Raw genomic sequence first — 13,694 nt, forward strand, 5'->3', positions numbered from 1 at the left:
ACTAGCGAAATTGCGCGAGGAACCGCAAGTCGTTGTCGAAGAACAGACGCAAGTCGTTCACGCCGTAACGCAGCATGGCCAGACGCTCAACGCCCATGCCGAAGGCAAAGCCCGAAAACTCTTCCGGGTCGATCCCGGACATACGCAACACGTTCGGGTGAACCATGCCGCAGCCCATGACTTCCAGCCAGCCAGTCTGTTTGCAGACGCGGCAGCCTTTACCGCTGCACATCACGCATTCCATGTCGACTTCGGCGGATGGCTCGGTGAACGGGAAGTACGAAGGACGGAAACGCACGGCCAGTTCTTTTTCGAAGAACACGCGCAGGAATTCTTCGATGGTCCCTTTCAGGTCGGCGAAGTTGATATCGCGATCGACCAGCAGGCCTTCGACCTGGTGGAACATCGGCGAGTGGGTAATATCGGAGTCGCTACGGTACACACGACCTGGGCAGACGATGCGGATCGGCGGCTGTTTCGATTCCATGGTGCGGACCTGTACCGGCGAGGTATGGGTGCGCAGCAACATGTTGGCATTGAAATAGAAGGTGTCATGCATCGACCGGGCCGGGTGGTGGCCTGGGATGTTGAGCGCTTCAAAGTTGTGATAGTCGTCTTCGACCTCAGGGCCTTCGGCAATGCCGTAGCCAATGTGGGTGAAGAACTGTTCGATACGTTCCAGAGTCCGGGTAACCGGATGCAGACCACCGGAAGTCTGGCCGCGGCCAGGCAGGGTCACGTCAATGGACTCGGCAGACAGTTTGGCGGCCAGGTCGGCCTCTTCAAACAGTGCCTTGCGAGCATTGAGAACCTCTGTGACACGCTCCTTGGCAACGTTGATCAGGGCGCCGACTTGCGGACGCTCTTCTGCCGGCAAATTCCCCAGGGTCTTCATCACCTGAGTCAATTCACCCTTTTTGCCAAGGTAGTGAACCCGGATTTGCTCCAGGGCATTGATATCTTCAGCGCTTTGCACAGCCTCTAGTGCTTGAGAGACGAGCGCGTCCAGGTTTTCCATGTACAGACTCCAGATACAAAATAGGGGAAGAGCTTGAAGGCTCTTCCCCTATTTATGACGTTTAACACCTGACCCCACAGAGGTGAGGCCGGGTGACTGTCGGGGGTACTTAAGCCAAGGTGGCTTTAGCTTTCTCGACAATCGCAGCAAACGCCGCTTTTTCGTTCACTGCCAGATCAGCCAGAACCTTACGGTCGATCTCGATGGACGCTTTTTTCAGGCCGGCGATGAAACGGCTGTAGGACAGACCGTTGATACGTGCACCAGCGTTGATACGAGCGATCCACAGAGCGCGGAACTGACGTTTTTTCTGACGACGGTCACGGTAGGCGTATTGGCCTGCCTTGATTACCGCTTGCTTGGCAACACGGAATACGCGCGAGCGAGCGCCGTAGTAGCCTTTAGCAAGTTTCAGAATTTTTTTGTGACGTTTACGGGCAATGACGCCACGCTTTACACGAGCCATGAGTTACTTCCTCTATTCTTGACTAAATTAACGAAGGCGCAGCATGCGCTCGACTTTTGCCACGTCACACGGTGCCAGCAAGCTGCTACCGCGCAGTTGACGCTTACGCTTGGTCGACATTTTAGTCAGGATGTGGCTCTTGAAAGCGTGCTTGTGCTTGATACCGTTAGCAGTTTTCAGAAACCGCTTAGCAGCACCACTTTTAGTTTTCATTTTTGGCATGTTCGGATACTCCGCATTCAGTTGATAAACATAATCAGAAGGCCTGCCGTGCCCTGTTGATTACTTCTTCTTTTTCGGGGCGATGACCATGATCAGCTGGCGTCCTTCCATCTTAGGATGCTGTTCGACCGAACCGTACTCGAGCAAGTCACCTTCAACTCGCTTGAGGAGTTCCATCCCCAGCTCCTGGTGGGCCATCTCACGGCCGCGGAATCGCAAGGATACCTTGGCCCTGTCCCCATCACTCAGGAAACGTACCAGGTTGCGCAGTTTTACCTGGTAATCCCCTTCCTCCGTCCCTGGACGAAACTTGATTTCTTTAACCTGGATCTGCTTCTGGTTTTTCTTGGCCGCAGCAATCTGCTTCTTCTTCTCGAAGATCGACTTGCCGTAGTCCATCAGCTTGCAAACAGGGGGTACTGCATCGGCGGAAATTTCCACCAAATCGAGCTTGGCTTCTTCAGCCTTAAGAAGCGCGTCTTCAATTGACACAATCCCAAGCTGCTCGCCTTCAGCCCCAATTAACCGAACCTCGCGTGCCGAGATATTCTCGTTGATCGGGGCTTTCGGTGCAGCTCGTTTATCTTGTCTCATTTCACGCTTAATAATAATTACTCCGAATCTGGGCGACCACGCCGGGAAACCGCTTGCGCGAGAAACTCAGCGAACTGGGCGACGGGCATCGAGCCCAGGTCAGCACCTTCACGAGTACGCACAGCGACAGTCTGCATCTCGACTTCCCGATCTCCGATAACCAAGAGATAGGGAACCTTGAGCAAAGTATGCTCGCGGATTTTAAAGCCGATCTTTTCATTTCTCAAGTCAGACTTGGCACGAAATCCGCTTTCGTTGAGGGTTTTTTCAACTTCAGCAGCAAAATCGGCTTGTTTATCAGTGATATTCATAATCACTGCCTGGGTCGGAGCCAGCCACGCAGGGAATGCACCCTCGTAGTGCTCGATCAGGATTCCGACGAAACGTTCGAAGGAGCCAAGGATCGCCCGGTGCAACATTACCGGGTGCTTGCGACTGTTGTCTTCGGAGACGTATTCGGCTCCCAGACGGACAGGCAGGTTAAAATCGAGCTGAAGGGTACCACACTGCCAGACGCGGCCAAGGCAATCTTTCAGCGAGAACTCGATCTTCGGACCGTAGAACGCACCTTCGCCCGGCTGCAAATCGTACGGCAGGCCCGCGCTATCAAGGGCTGCAGCCAATGCCGCTTCGGCGCGGTCCCACAATTCGTCAGAACCCACGCGTTTTTCCGGACGAGTGGACAGCTTCATCTCGACGTCTTTGAAGCCGAAATCGGCATAAACGTCCATGGTCAGTTTGATGAACGCAGCGGATTCAGCCTGCATCTGCTCTTCAGTGCAGAAGATGTGGGCGTCATCCTGAGTGAACGCACGCACCCGCATGATGCCGTGCAACGCACCCGATGGCTCGTTACGGTGGCAAGCACCGAATTCGGCCAGACGCATCGGCAACTCGCGGTAGCTTTTCAGGCCCTGATTGAACACTTGCACGTGGCAAGGGCAGTTCATTGGCTTGATGGCGTAGTCGCGGTTTTCCGACTGGGTGGTGAACATGTTGTCGGCGTAGTTGGCCCAGTGCCCGGATTTCTCCCACAGGCTGCGGTCAACGACCTGAGGCGTCTTGATCTCCAGGTAGCCGTTGTCGCGCTGAACCTTGCGCATGTACTGCTCGAGAACCTGGTACAGGGTCCAGCCGTTCGGGTGCCAGAACACCATGCCCGGCGACTCTTCCTGGGTGTGGAACAGGCCCAAGCGCTTGCCGATCTTGCGGTGATCGCGCTTTTCAGCTTCTTCGATGCGCTGGATGTAAGCCGCCAGCTGCTTCTTGTCCGCCCAGGCGGTGCCGTAAACGCGCTGCAATTGCTCGTTCTTGGCATCGCCACGCCAGTAGGCGCCGGACAACTTGGTCAGCTTGAAGGATTTCAGGAAACGCGTGTTCGGCACGTGCGGGCCGCGGCACATGTCGACGTATTCTTCGTGATAGTACAGGCCCATGGCCTGTTCGTTCGGCATGTCCTCGACCAGGCGCAGTTTGTAGTCTTCGCCACGGGCCTTGAACACTTCGATCACTTCGGTGCGCGGAGTGACTTTCTTGATCACGTCGTAATCTTTCTCGATCAGCTGCTGCATGCGCTGTTCGATGGCGGCCAGGTCGTCCGGAGTAAAAGGACGCTCGAAGGCGATGTCGTAATAGAAGCCTTCGTCAATGACCGGCCCGATCACCATTTTGGCGGTCGGGTACAACTGCTTGACCGCATGGCCAACCAGGTGGGCGCAAGAGTGGCGAATGATCTCCAGCCCCTCTTCATCCTTTGGCGTAATGATTTGCAGCGTGGAATCGCTGTCGATGATGTCGCTGGCGTCGACCAGCTTGCCATTGACCTTGCCGGCCACGGTGGCCTTGGCCAAGCCAGCACCAATGGATGCGGCGACCTCGGCTACGGAAACCGGGTGATCGAATGAACGTTGACTGCCGTCGGGAAGAGTAATAGTTGGCATGGCGCCTCCTCTCCTAGTGGTGACCCCTACCAAAGGTCACGTGGGTTGGGATGAGCCAGTACAAGATCCGATCCAGGCCATTCAATGACGAACGCCTGCCTTACAGCGGCAGGAGCCTTGCGGCCAACCGGAAAACCGAACCAGAGTGACTGGGATTCAAATCAGGGTTATTCGCGCTGTTGCCGCCACCGGGACTGAAGGTCATCCGGAGCTTGCAAAGGCCCGAGCGAGGCATGCTAGCACAGATGAACGGTCGTCGACGCCTGCGTGCTCAGACAATGAAGATTTCCACACTTTTACCGCGCAGAGTGAACTTGAGATGTACGGGCCACCTCAAATAGGCTGAGAATCGCTACAGATTATCGACCCCAAGGAGTTCCTGACATGCGTCTTCCCCGTCTTTTCGCCTTCGCCGCCCCGCTTGCTTTGATGCTGCCACTGAGCGCATACGCTGCCTGGCCTGCCGGTGTGAAAGCCCAGTACATGAGCGATTGCACCAAAGCTGCCAGCCAAAGCGTCAACCCGGTCGAAGCGCAGAAGCACTGTTCATGTGGTGCCGACGTTCTCGAGAAGAAATTCACCACTCAAGAGATCGCGCAGTTGATGGACAAAAACAATCCGCCGGGCCCTGAATTGAGTCAGCGCGCATTGAAAGAAATCGCGGTGTGCCGAGTTCAAAATAAGGGTGCATAGCTCGGATCCTGAAGAATTGGCAGGTCAAAACCAGCCCAAAAAGGGCTGATTTACATAATTTACGCAGGTTTTATGGCTTTTTTTACTGCCCTGTTTTTTAGCGCAAAGCCGCTTAAACCGGGGCTTCCAGCCATTCGACGTGACGAAAAGCATGCTACATGAGGGCAAACAGCACGTCCGGGGGGCTCCCAAAGCGAACATTTCGACTATGATACTCCGGTGTGCCCAGTTGGCCTGAGCAGCACAGCACTACTGAAAATATATGTTTCTTGGAGATACACCATGTCTAATCGCCAAACCGGCACCGTTAAATGGTTCAACGATGAAAAAGGCTTCGGCTTCATCACTCCTCAAGGTGGCGGTGACGACCTGTTCGTACACTTCAAAGCTATCGAAAGCGACGGTTTCAAAAGCCTGAAAGAAGGCCAAACCGTTTCCTTCGTGGCTGAGAAAGGCCAAAAGGGTATGCAAGCTGCACAAGTTCGCCCAGAGTAAGTTTCTGGCGCACTAAAAAAACCCCGTCCATGTGACGGGGTTTTTTATGGGCGAAACAAAAGCCTGGTGCGATCAGCCGCAGTTGACGCGAGTGACCAGCCGATTGGCATCGGTGTTCAGGTTCAGGCGATCGGAGCGATACTCCAGGGTCACCATGTCGTTGGGCGACAGGAACCGTGCGTTCTGTGCGCCTGCGCGAGTGCGCGCCTGCTCCAGCAGTTCGGGCGAAGCCACTTTGCCAACAGTGAATTGCGCAGCCTTTGCTTCGCAGCGGCTATGACCCGTGTCAGTCGTCGTTACAGGGTCAGTTGCCGACTCGGATGACGGACTGCTGCAACCTGCCAGCAGAGTGACGGCAAACACAGTACCCAATGACGCGAGCTTCCAAGGCATGAAGCCTCCTTTTCAATAATTAAGCAGAGATCGTGCGACCGCCATTTCGGCGATAGGTTTCAAGGTGAATGCCCTCACCCGGCCCTCGATCCGCACAAGCGCCGAGTGTGCCTGAGCATCGCCCTGCCCTTCAGCACTCAATCGTGACTGAATATGAACAGCGCTCAATAAACGTCAATGTAGTCGTACGGCGGGTTCGGCCAGTTGTCTTTCAACGCGTTGAAAATCTGCATGACCCAGACCTCGTCGCTGGCTGCGACCCGCCCGACATAACCCGAACCCTTGGCCCATGTTTCCAGGCGAAACCGCAGCCCGTCGATGTCTGTGCCGCCCACAACGCCCGACGAAATGTAGGCGATGCCGCCCTTGGTGACCCGCAACTGAGTGTGTTCATCGTCACTGGCGCAGGCCAATAGCTGGCGCACAGCCTCAAGGGTCAAACCGTCAGGAGTGTTCAAATCGATCTGCACAGCGCGGTCCTTGAAAATTCGTCAAAGACCAAGTGTCGCATAGCCCTCCTCCCATGCCTAAGTCGGAGTGCCAAACGCCGCGCAAAATGGTTAACTCGACGCTCAGACTTCCCCGACTTCACGAGCGCCATCATGACCACCGTAAGCATCGACGCCGACATCAAAGCCAAATGGCAGGACGGACATAGCTCCTACAGCCCAAGCAGTACGGAAGAGCTCGCCATTATCGGTATCGATCTATTGGTCCGGGACCTTGGAACCGAGGCCGCACAATCGTTCATCGAGCAAATCTTCGAAAAACACCTGGCGGACCAAAAAGCCGCCGTAGAGGCAGGACGGGCGTAAGACCCGCAGGCTGGCACCTGCGGGCGTGCGGTTTATTTCAAACGGGCCAGACGCTGAGTCAGCAAGTCGAAGAAGCCCTGAGCATCGCCACTTTCAACCCAGAACGCATTCTTTGGCGCGTTCAGGCCGTCATACCAGTCGACAATAGTTTGACCAAAGGTCGGACCTTCGCGGCTATCAACGACCACGTTGACCAAGCGACCGCTGAACAGCTCAGGCTTGAGCAGGTAGGCGATGACGGTGGCGTCATGCACCGGGCCACCGGGAATACCGTAGTGCTCCATGTCATCCTTGATATATCCATTAAGAATGTCACCCACCAACTTGCTGGCATTGTTGTTGATCGCCGCGATCTGCTTCAGGCGCGATTCGCTGGTGAGGATCTTGTGGGTCACGTCCAGTGGTAGATAAGTCAGTTTCACGCCACTTTTCAACACGATGTCGGCGGCCTGCGGATCGGCGAACAGGTTGAACTCGGCCATCGGCGTAATGTTGCCACCGTTGAAGTGCGCACCGCCCATAAGCACCACTTCCTTGATGCCTTGAACGATTTCAGGTTCCTGAATCAACGCCAGGGCCAAGTTGGTCTGCGGGCCGAGCATGGCGATCGTGATGCTGTGGGGTTTGGCCGTTTTCAAAGTGTGGATCAGGTAGTTGACCGCAGTGCCTTCAGCCAGGCCTTTCTTTGGCTCATGCACGGTGACGCCTGACAGACCTTCCTTGCCATGTATGTTCTCGGCATAGATCGGCGTGCGCATCAGCGGCTTCGGCGCACCGGCATAAATCGGCACGTCTTCGCGCCCTGCCCACTCCCGGGCCAGTCGAGCATTACGCGATGTCTTGTCCAGACGCACGTTGCCGGCCACGGTTGTCAGCGCACGAATACTCAACTCTTCGGGCGATGCCAGGGCAAACAGCAAAGCGACCACGTCGTCGGTTCCGGGATCGGTGTCGATGATCAAATCGATTTTTTCCGCCGCCTGGGCGCTCGTTGCAGTAATCAGGGACAAAAGCAGCAAACTCCGGAGCAGGTGGTGAAGTTTCACAGCATAGCGGGGCATAACGCACTCCTTGTGCGAGGGGGAAAACGAATCCAGCGCTAGAACGTCACCCCCGATACCAGCACGATGTTGCAGTACGGCGCACACTCACCTGTACGAACAATCGCCCGCGCCTGTCGGCTGAGGACCTTGAACTGGTCATGACTGAGCAACTCGCGCGAACCCAGAGCACCTTCAGCGTTCAACTTGTCCAGAACACTCAATGCAGGTGGCTGCTTGTCGAGAATCTCGCGAGCCAGCACATGGCTTTCGACCTGCATTTCGCTCAGCACAACGTTCAAGGTACTGACAAAGTCCGGAATGCCTTGGGTCAGTGCCAGATCGATCAGTTCGACACCTGCCGGCACTGGCAGACCGGCATCACCGATCACGATCGTATCGCCGTGACCCAGCGAGGCAATCAGCCGCGACAACGCGATATTGAGCAATGGGGTTTTTTTCATGGTGCTTTAAACGCCTGTACGTCGGACAAGGTGGGAATCGAGGGTTGTGCGCCAGCGCGGGTGACCGACAGGGCGGCGGCAACCTGACCGAAGCGGATCGCCTCAGCTTCACTGCTGCCAGACGCTAATGCGGCGGCAAATCCACCCACGAAGGTATCTCCGGCGGCGGTGGTATCGACGGCTTTGACCTTCGGTGCCGGGAAATGCTCCAGGCGTGCCCCGTCGGCGAACAGCGAGCCTTCGGCGCCTAAGGTAATGATCACTTTACCCACGCCCATGGCGATCAATCGGGTCGCGGCGGTTTCCGCCGATTCCAGGGAATCCACCGTCAACCCCGTCAGGGCAGAGGCTTCGCTTTCGTTGGGGATCAGGTAATCGATGGCGGCAAACCAGTCCGCCGGCAATGGGCGACTGGCGGGGGCCGGGTTGAGAATGACGGTCTTGCCCAGCTCACGCCCCCGTTTGAGGGCATGGCCTACCGTTGCATCCGGTACTTCCAACTGACAAATAATCACATCCGCCGCCTGCAACACGGCGTCAAAACGGTCGATGACTTGCGGAGTCAATGCGCCGTTGGCACCCGCGACGATGACAATGGCGTTCTGACTGTTGTCATCGACCACGATCAACGCGACGCCGCTGGAGCCCTCAACGGTACTGACAGCCTGGCAATCGATGCCCTCGACCAACAGGGCTGCGCGCAGTTCTGCGCCATAGGCATCATTGCCCACGCAACCGACCATCGACACCTCGGCGCCCAACCGGGTTGCTGCAACGGCCTGATTGGCACCCTTGCCACCGGACACCGTGGCAAACGACTGACCGATCAGCGTTTCACCGCCACGCGGCAGCCTTGGCGCCCGGGTTACCAGGTCCATGTTCAGACTGCCTATCACCACTACTTTTGCTGGCATACATTGCTACTCATTAATTCTGTGTCTGCAGTGCTTTTGGTTTAGCGGCGCGGTGTTTCAACGAAACTGGGCGAACACGCCGGCGAGCGGCGCGGTCGACTCTCGCAGCACAATACTGGGCGTCACGATGCGCTGATCAGTGGCCATGTCCGGCGTGGCGATCCTGCGCAAAAGCACTTCAGCCGCCATCTCACCGAGCTGCAGGATCGACTGTCCCACGGTGGTCAGCGCCGGATAGACATAACGGCTCATCTGGATATCGTCGAAGCCGATCACCGACAGCTCGCTCGGTACCCGAACATTGCGTTCGGCGGCCGCTCGCAGCACGCCGATGCCGATCATGTCGTTGCCGGCAAAGATCGCGCTGGGCGGATTGCGCTCCAACAAAATCGCTGCCGCGTTGTAACCGCCGGTGCTGGTGAAGTCGCTTTCCAGCATGCGCTCGCGATTGACGTCGACGCCCGCCTCTTGCAAGGCACGGCAATAACCCGCCAGACGCATTTGCGCCACGCTGGTACCCACCGGACCGCCGATCATGGCGATGTCCCGATGCCCCAGCTCCAGCAGATGCCGAGTGGCCAGATACGCGCCGTATTCGTGATCAATGCGCACCAGATCGGCATTCACACCTTCCAGCCCGCGGTCGACGATGACCATCGGCGTGCGTACACCGGCGAGACCTTCCGCCAGCCCCGCATCGCCACCGGCCGACGCCACGATCAAACCGTCGATGCGCTTTTCGAGCAATACGCGAAGGTAGCTGCGCTGCTTGTCCGGGTTGTCGTCGGAGTTGCAGAGAATGACGCAATAACCCTTACGCTCGCAGTAATCCTCGATGCCTCGCGCCAGTTCGGCGAAGTACGGGTTGAGGCTGTTGGGCACCAGCAACCCGATGGTCGCGGTGGTTTTGGCTTTCAACGAACGGGCTACGGCGCTCGGCACGTAGTCCAGCGTCTTGATCGCCTCTTCGACCTTGATCCGCACCTCCTGACTGACCGGCCGGGTCTTGTTCACCACATGTGACACGGTGGTGTAGGAAATGCCCGCGAGTGCGGCTACATCCTTGATCGTTGCCATGATTCAGGTCCGCCGGCTTGCGCGTTGACTGCGATAAGTATCCAGCACCACCGCCACCACGATCACCGCGCCGGTGATGATGCGTTTGGTGGGCTCGGTCGCGCCGATTTGCGCGAGGCCCGCTGCCAACACGGAAATGATCAGGACGCCGAAAAAGGTGCTGATCACCGAACCACGGCCACCCATCAAGCTGGTGCCACCGATGACGACAGCGGCGATGACCTGCAACTCCAGCCCGGAGCCGGCATTGGGATCCGCCGCCTCGAGCCTGGAAATCTGAAACAACGCGGCAATACCGGCCAGCAGCCCCATCAAGCTGAACACCAGAATCTTGTAGGGTTTTGGATTGATCCCCGCCAGACGCACCGCTTCTTCATTGGTGCCAATGCCGATCAGGTAGCGACCGAATACCGTACGAGTCAACACGGCCTGCGCGATGAAGATAATCAGCAAGGCAATGATGAACGATGGCGAGATGCCGAAGGCAATCGGGTTGGACAGCCAGGCGAAGGCATCACCGATATAAGCGGTGCGCGACCCGGTCATCTGATACGCCACGCCCCGGGCCATTTCCAGCACGCCCAGAGAGACGATGAATGACGGAATCCGCCAGGCCACGGTGATCGAACCGGTAATGGTCCCGGCCAATGCCGCCGCCGCCATGCCGAGCAATGCGGCGGGCAGGACGCTCCAGCCCCAGCCGAGAATGGCCACGCTGACCGTTGATGCCGCCAGCGCCAACACCGAACCGACCGACAGGTCGATGCCACCGATAATCAACACGAAGGTCATGCCGACCGCCAGCACCATCAGATCGGGAATCTGGTTGGCCAGGGTGCTGAACGTGTCATAAGAAAGAAAGTGGCTGCTCAATACCGAGAACAGCGCAATCATCGCCAGCAAGGCACCGGCCAGGCCCAGATAGGTGCCCAGGCCGTAGAAGTTGCCACTACGTTTGCCGGCAGAAGATGCAGTTTTCATGGAAGGTCCCTAGGCGCTGCTTCGTTGAGCAACGCATCACGTTTTTGGTAGCCGGCAAAAGCGGCGGCAAGCAAGTCATCCTGGGTCCAGCTGTCGCGCTCGAACGTGTCGATCAGGCGCCCCGCCGACAGCACACCGATCCGGTCGCAGATCAGCATCAGCTCTCGCAGGTCACTGGACACCACCACCAGCGCCTTGCCCTGGCGGGTCAGCTCGCCAAGTAACGCATAAATGTCGAATTTGGCGCCGACATCGATGCCACGGGTGGGCTCGTCAAACAACATCACCGAGCAATCACGCTCGAGCCAGCGGCCGATCACGACCTTTTGCTGGTTGCCACCGGACAGTTCGGAGACCAATTGTGTCGGGCTCGAACTGCGGATGCGCATGGCGTCGATCTGACGCCGAGCCAAAGACATCTCGTCGCCGTTGTTGACAAAACCGCCACTGGAAATCACCGGCATGTTGCCCAAGGCAATGTTGGCGCTGATCGATTGGGTCAGCAGCAAGCCTTCGCCTTTGCGGTCTTCCGTGATCAGGGCGATGCCGTGACCCACTGCATCGGCCGGCGAGCGGATACTCACCACCTGAGCCGGAGACCCGAGCGCGACCGTGCCGCTGTCCGCAGTGTCGGCGCCGAAGATCAGGCGCAGCAACTCGGTGCGCCCTGCCCCGATCAATCCGGAGATCCCATAGATTTCGCCAGCACGCACTTCGAAGGACACATCGCGAACCTTGTCCGAGCGGGTCAGGCCTTTGACCGTCAACGCGGGAGCGCCGATCTTGCGCGGCCCCATGTCCATGTGTTCGCCGAGCTCACGACCGACCATCAACGTGACCAGTTGCTCGCTGTTGTAATTGGCCATCGGCTCGACGCAGACCAGGTTGCCGTCGCGCAACACCGCAATGCGCTGGGCAACCCGCGCCAGTTCTTCGAGACGGTGAGAGATATAGATGATCGATACGCCACGGGATTGCAGGCGGGTGATCTGCTCGAACAGCATCTCGACTTCACGAGCCGTCAGCATGGCCGTCGGTTCGTCGAGGATCAGCACATGGCAGTCGCCAATCAGGTTGCGGGCGATCTCGACCATTTGCTGGTGGCCGATGCCGAGGTCGCCGACCAGGGTGTCCGGGTCGATCGCGTCGAGGCCGACCTGGGCCATGGCCTCGATCGCCGCTTTGCGCAACTGCTTGCGACTGATCCAGCCACCGTTGCTGGGCAAGTTGTCGAGAAACAGGTTTTCCGCCACCGACAGGGTCGGCAACAGATTGAGTTCTTGCATGACCATGCGGATGCCCAGGTCTTCAGCCTGGGTCCGGCTGCCGGGACGGTAATCCTGACCCTGGAATTGCATCTGGCCGGTGGTCGGCGTGACCAGCCCGCCGATGATCTTCGACAGCGTGCTTTTGCCGGCACCATTCTCACCGGTCAGTGCCAACACTTCACCGCGGATCAGCGTCAGGTCGATGCCGGTCAGTACCGGCTGAGCGTAGGTCTTACCGATACCGCTGACCGTGAGGACAGCGTTCGGAGCGCAAACGGACATAAAACTCTCCCTGTGCCCGCCCGGACGGGCGAGCACCAGTGTGTCGCCAGAAGGCTTACTGGGTGACCAGTTCTACCGGGGTTTCGATCACGCCGTTGGTGCCGCTGTCGACCTTCTCGCCCTTGATGATTTTCAGCGCAGTCTCGATACCGAACACGGCTTGTCGGGCTGCAAACTGGTCGGCGGTGGCCAGGACGCGACCATCCTTGAGCATCGGCTTGATCGCATTGATGTTGTCGTAACCGACTACTTGCACCTTGCCAGCCTTGCCCGCTGCACGCACGGCGGAAACGGCACCGACGGCCATGCTGTCGTTGCCGGCCAGCAGGGCTTTGACGTCCGGGTATTCGCTTAGGATCGAGGCGGCAACCTTGTTGCCCTTGTCGATCTCCCAGTCACCGGACTGCAACGAAACGACTTTGATCTGCGCCGCTTCCATTGCATCTTTGAAACCCGCGGTACGGGCCTGGGCATTGGTGGTGGTGGACACGCCTTCGATGATGCCGACTTCGTCACCGGCCTTCAGTTTCTTGGCCAGGTACTCGCCAACCAGACGCGCGCCTTTGCGGTTATCAGGGCCTACGAACGGCACCGTCATGTTCTTGCTTTTGAGGACGGTCGGGTCGAGTTGATTGTCGATGTTGATCACGGTGATGCCGGCATCGATGGCTTTCTTGATCACCGGAACCATGGCCTTGGAATCCGCCGGTGCGATGACCAGGGCATTGACCTTGGCGAGGATCATCTGCTCGACGATGCGCGTCTGGCCAGCAGTGTCCGTTTCGTCCTTGATGCCGTTGGAGATCAGGTCGAATTCGCCGGAGTGGTCTTTTTGATAAGCTTTGGCGCCGTCTTCCATGGTCAGGAAGAATTCATTGGCCAGGGATTTCATGACCAGTGCGACTTTGGGTTTTTCAGGCAATTCGGCGAAGGCCGATGAGACGGGCAGCGCGGCGGATGCGACAGCCAGCATAGCGACAGCAAGAAGACGTCCAGCGAATGGCAGCTTCATGGGTTCACTCCGATCTTATG

General features: G+C 57.7%; 17 protein-coding genes. 3 read left to right on the plus strand and 14 right to left on the minus strand.

Annotation, left to right across the window (positions count from 1 at the left end):
- Window position 1: 1 nt before the first annotated feature.
- The 5 genes from pheS to thrS all read right to left on the minus strand — a co-directional run bounded on the left by pheS (window position 2) and on the right by thrS (window position 4,240).
- Window positions 2-1,018 carry a phenylalanine--tRNA ligase subunit alpha gene (gene pheS / locus H8F22_RS03510; RefSeq protein ID WP_007905876.1) on the minus strand — a complete coding sequence of 339 codons (1,017 nt, stop codon included), beginning with the start codon at window positions 1,016-1,018 and terminating at the stop codon, window positions 2-4.
- 109 nt (window positions 1,019-1,127) lie between these two features.
- Window positions 1,128-1,484: a 50S ribosomal protein L20 gene (gene rplT / locus H8F22_RS03515; protein WP_007905879.1), complete on the minus strand. Its 357-nt coding sequence runs from the start codon at window positions 1,482-1,484 to the stop codon at window positions 1,128-1,130.
- A gap of 27 nt (window positions 1,485-1,511) precedes the next feature.
- Window positions 1,512-1,706: a 50S ribosomal protein L35 gene (gene rpmI / locus H8F22_RS03520; RefSeq protein ID WP_008145659.1), complete on the minus strand. Its 195-nt coding sequence runs from the start codon at window positions 1,704-1,706 to the stop codon at window positions 1,512-1,514.
- 60 nt (window positions 1,707-1,766) lie between these two features.
- Window positions 1,767-2,318 carry a translation initiation factor IF-3 gene (infC, locus tag H8F22_RS03525; RefSeq protein ID WP_172435341.1) on the minus strand — a complete coding sequence of 184 codons (552 nt, stop codon included), beginning with the start codon at window positions 2,316-2,318 and terminating at the stop codon, window positions 1,767-1,769.
- Complete coding sequence (gene thrS, locus H8F22_RS03530; RefSeq protein WP_194939758.1) at window positions 2,318-4,240, minus strand: threonine--tRNA ligase; 1,923 nt, start codon at window positions 4,238-4,240, stop codon at window positions 2,318-2,320. The genes infC and thrS overlap by 1 nt, the downstream gene beginning before the upstream one ends.
- 384 nt (window positions 4,241-4,624) lie before the next feature.
- Between thrS and H8F22_RS03535 the strand changes: the two genes are divergently transcribed.
- Entirely contained in the window at window positions 4,625-4,933 is a 309-nt protein-coding gene (locus tag H8F22_RS03535; RefSeq protein WP_027921553.1) for a hypothetical protein, read from the plus strand.
- A 282-nt stretch (window positions 4,934-5,215) separates the two neighbouring features.
- Window positions 5,216-5,428: a cold-shock protein gene (locus H8F22_RS03540; protein WP_003179963.1), complete on the plus strand. Its 213-nt coding sequence runs from the start codon at window positions 5,216-5,218 to the stop codon at window positions 5,426-5,428.
- Between the two features lie 72 nt (window positions 5,429-5,500).
- Here H8F22_RS03540 and H8F22_RS03545 read toward each other — a convergent pair whose 3' ends face one another.
- Together H8F22_RS03545 and H8F22_RS03550 are read right to left on the minus strand one after the other, a co-directional pair.
- Window positions 5,501-5,821, minus strand: a complete 321-nt coding sequence (locus H8F22_RS03545) for an I78 family peptidase inhibitor (RefSeq protein WP_194939759.1) — start codon at window positions 5,819-5,821, stop codon at window positions 5,501-5,503.
- Between the two features lie 164 nt (window positions 5,822-5,985).
- Complete coding sequence (locus tag H8F22_RS03550) at window positions 5,986-6,291, minus strand: hypothetical protein (protein ID WP_194939760.1); 306 nt, start codon at window positions 6,289-6,291, stop codon at window positions 5,986-5,988.
- Between the two features lie 132 nt (window positions 6,292-6,423).
- On the opposite strand from H8F22_RS03550, the gene H8F22_RS03555 reads away from it, so the two are divergent.
- The gene (locus H8F22_RS03555) at window positions 6,424-6,636 is read left to right on the plus strand and encodes a hypothetical protein (RefSeq protein ID WP_027921556.1); all 213 of its coding nucleotides are present in this window, start codon (window positions 6,424-6,426) and stop codon (window positions 6,634-6,636) included.
- A 32-nt stretch (window positions 6,637-6,668) separates the two neighbouring features.
- Here H8F22_RS03555 and H8F22_RS03560 read toward each other — a convergent pair whose 3' ends face one another.
- Genes H8F22_RS03560 through H8F22_RS03590 form a run of 7 tightly spaced genes read right to left on the minus strand, consistent with a single transcriptional unit; the run spans window position 6,669 to window position 13,674 of the window.
- Entirely contained in the window at window positions 6,669-7,697 is a 1,029-nt protein-coding gene (locus H8F22_RS03560) for a nucleoside hydrolase (RefSeq protein ID WP_027921557.1), read from the minus strand.
- A 38-nt stretch (window positions 7,698-7,735) separates the two neighbouring features.
- A complete protein-coding gene (gene rbsD, locus H8F22_RS03565; protein ID WP_059181188.1) occupies window positions 7,736-8,140 on the minus strand; it encodes a D-ribose pyranase in 405 nt (134 codons plus the stop codon).
- Window positions 8,137-9,054 (minus strand): ribokinase, encoded by a 918-nt coding sequence (rbsK, locus tag H8F22_RS03570; protein ID WP_194939761.1) that lies wholly within the window; start codon window positions 9,052-9,054, stop codon window positions 8,137-8,139. Before rbsK ends, rbsD begins: the two co-directional genes overlap by 4 nt.
- A gap of 57 nt (window positions 9,055-9,111) precedes the next feature.
- Window positions 9,112-10,131: a LacI family DNA-binding transcriptional regulator gene (locus tag H8F22_RS03575; protein ID WP_027921560.1), complete on the minus strand. Its 1,020-nt coding sequence runs from the start codon at window positions 10,129-10,131 to the stop codon at window positions 9,112-9,114.
- Between the two features lie 3 nt (window positions 10,132-10,134).
- The gene (locus tag H8F22_RS03580; RefSeq protein WP_027921561.1) at window positions 10,135-11,112 is read right to left on the minus strand and encodes an ABC transporter permease; all 978 of its coding nucleotides are present in this window, start codon (window positions 11,110-11,112) and stop codon (window positions 10,135-10,137) included.
- Window positions 11,109-12,662 (minus strand): sugar ABC transporter ATP-binding protein, encoded by a 1,554-nt coding sequence (locus H8F22_RS03585; RefSeq protein WP_027921562.1) that lies wholly within the window; start codon window positions 12,660-12,662, stop codon window positions 11,109-11,111. Before H8F22_RS03585 ends, H8F22_RS03580 begins: the two co-directional genes overlap by 4 nt.
- A 55-nt stretch (window positions 12,663-12,717) precedes the next feature.
- Window positions 12,718-13,674 carry a sugar ABC transporter substrate-binding protein gene (locus H8F22_RS03590; RefSeq protein WP_194939762.1) on the minus strand — a complete coding sequence of 319 codons (957 nt, stop codon included), beginning with the start codon at window positions 13,672-13,674 and terminating at the stop codon, window positions 12,718-12,720.
- Window positions 13,675-13,694 lie beyond the last annotated feature (20 nt).

It is taken from the genome of Pseudomonas mucoides, assembly GCF_015461845.1.
Classification (GTDB): Bacteria; Pseudomonadota; Gammaproteobacteria; order Pseudomonadales; family Pseudomonadaceae; genus Aquipseudomonas; species Aquipseudomonas mucoides.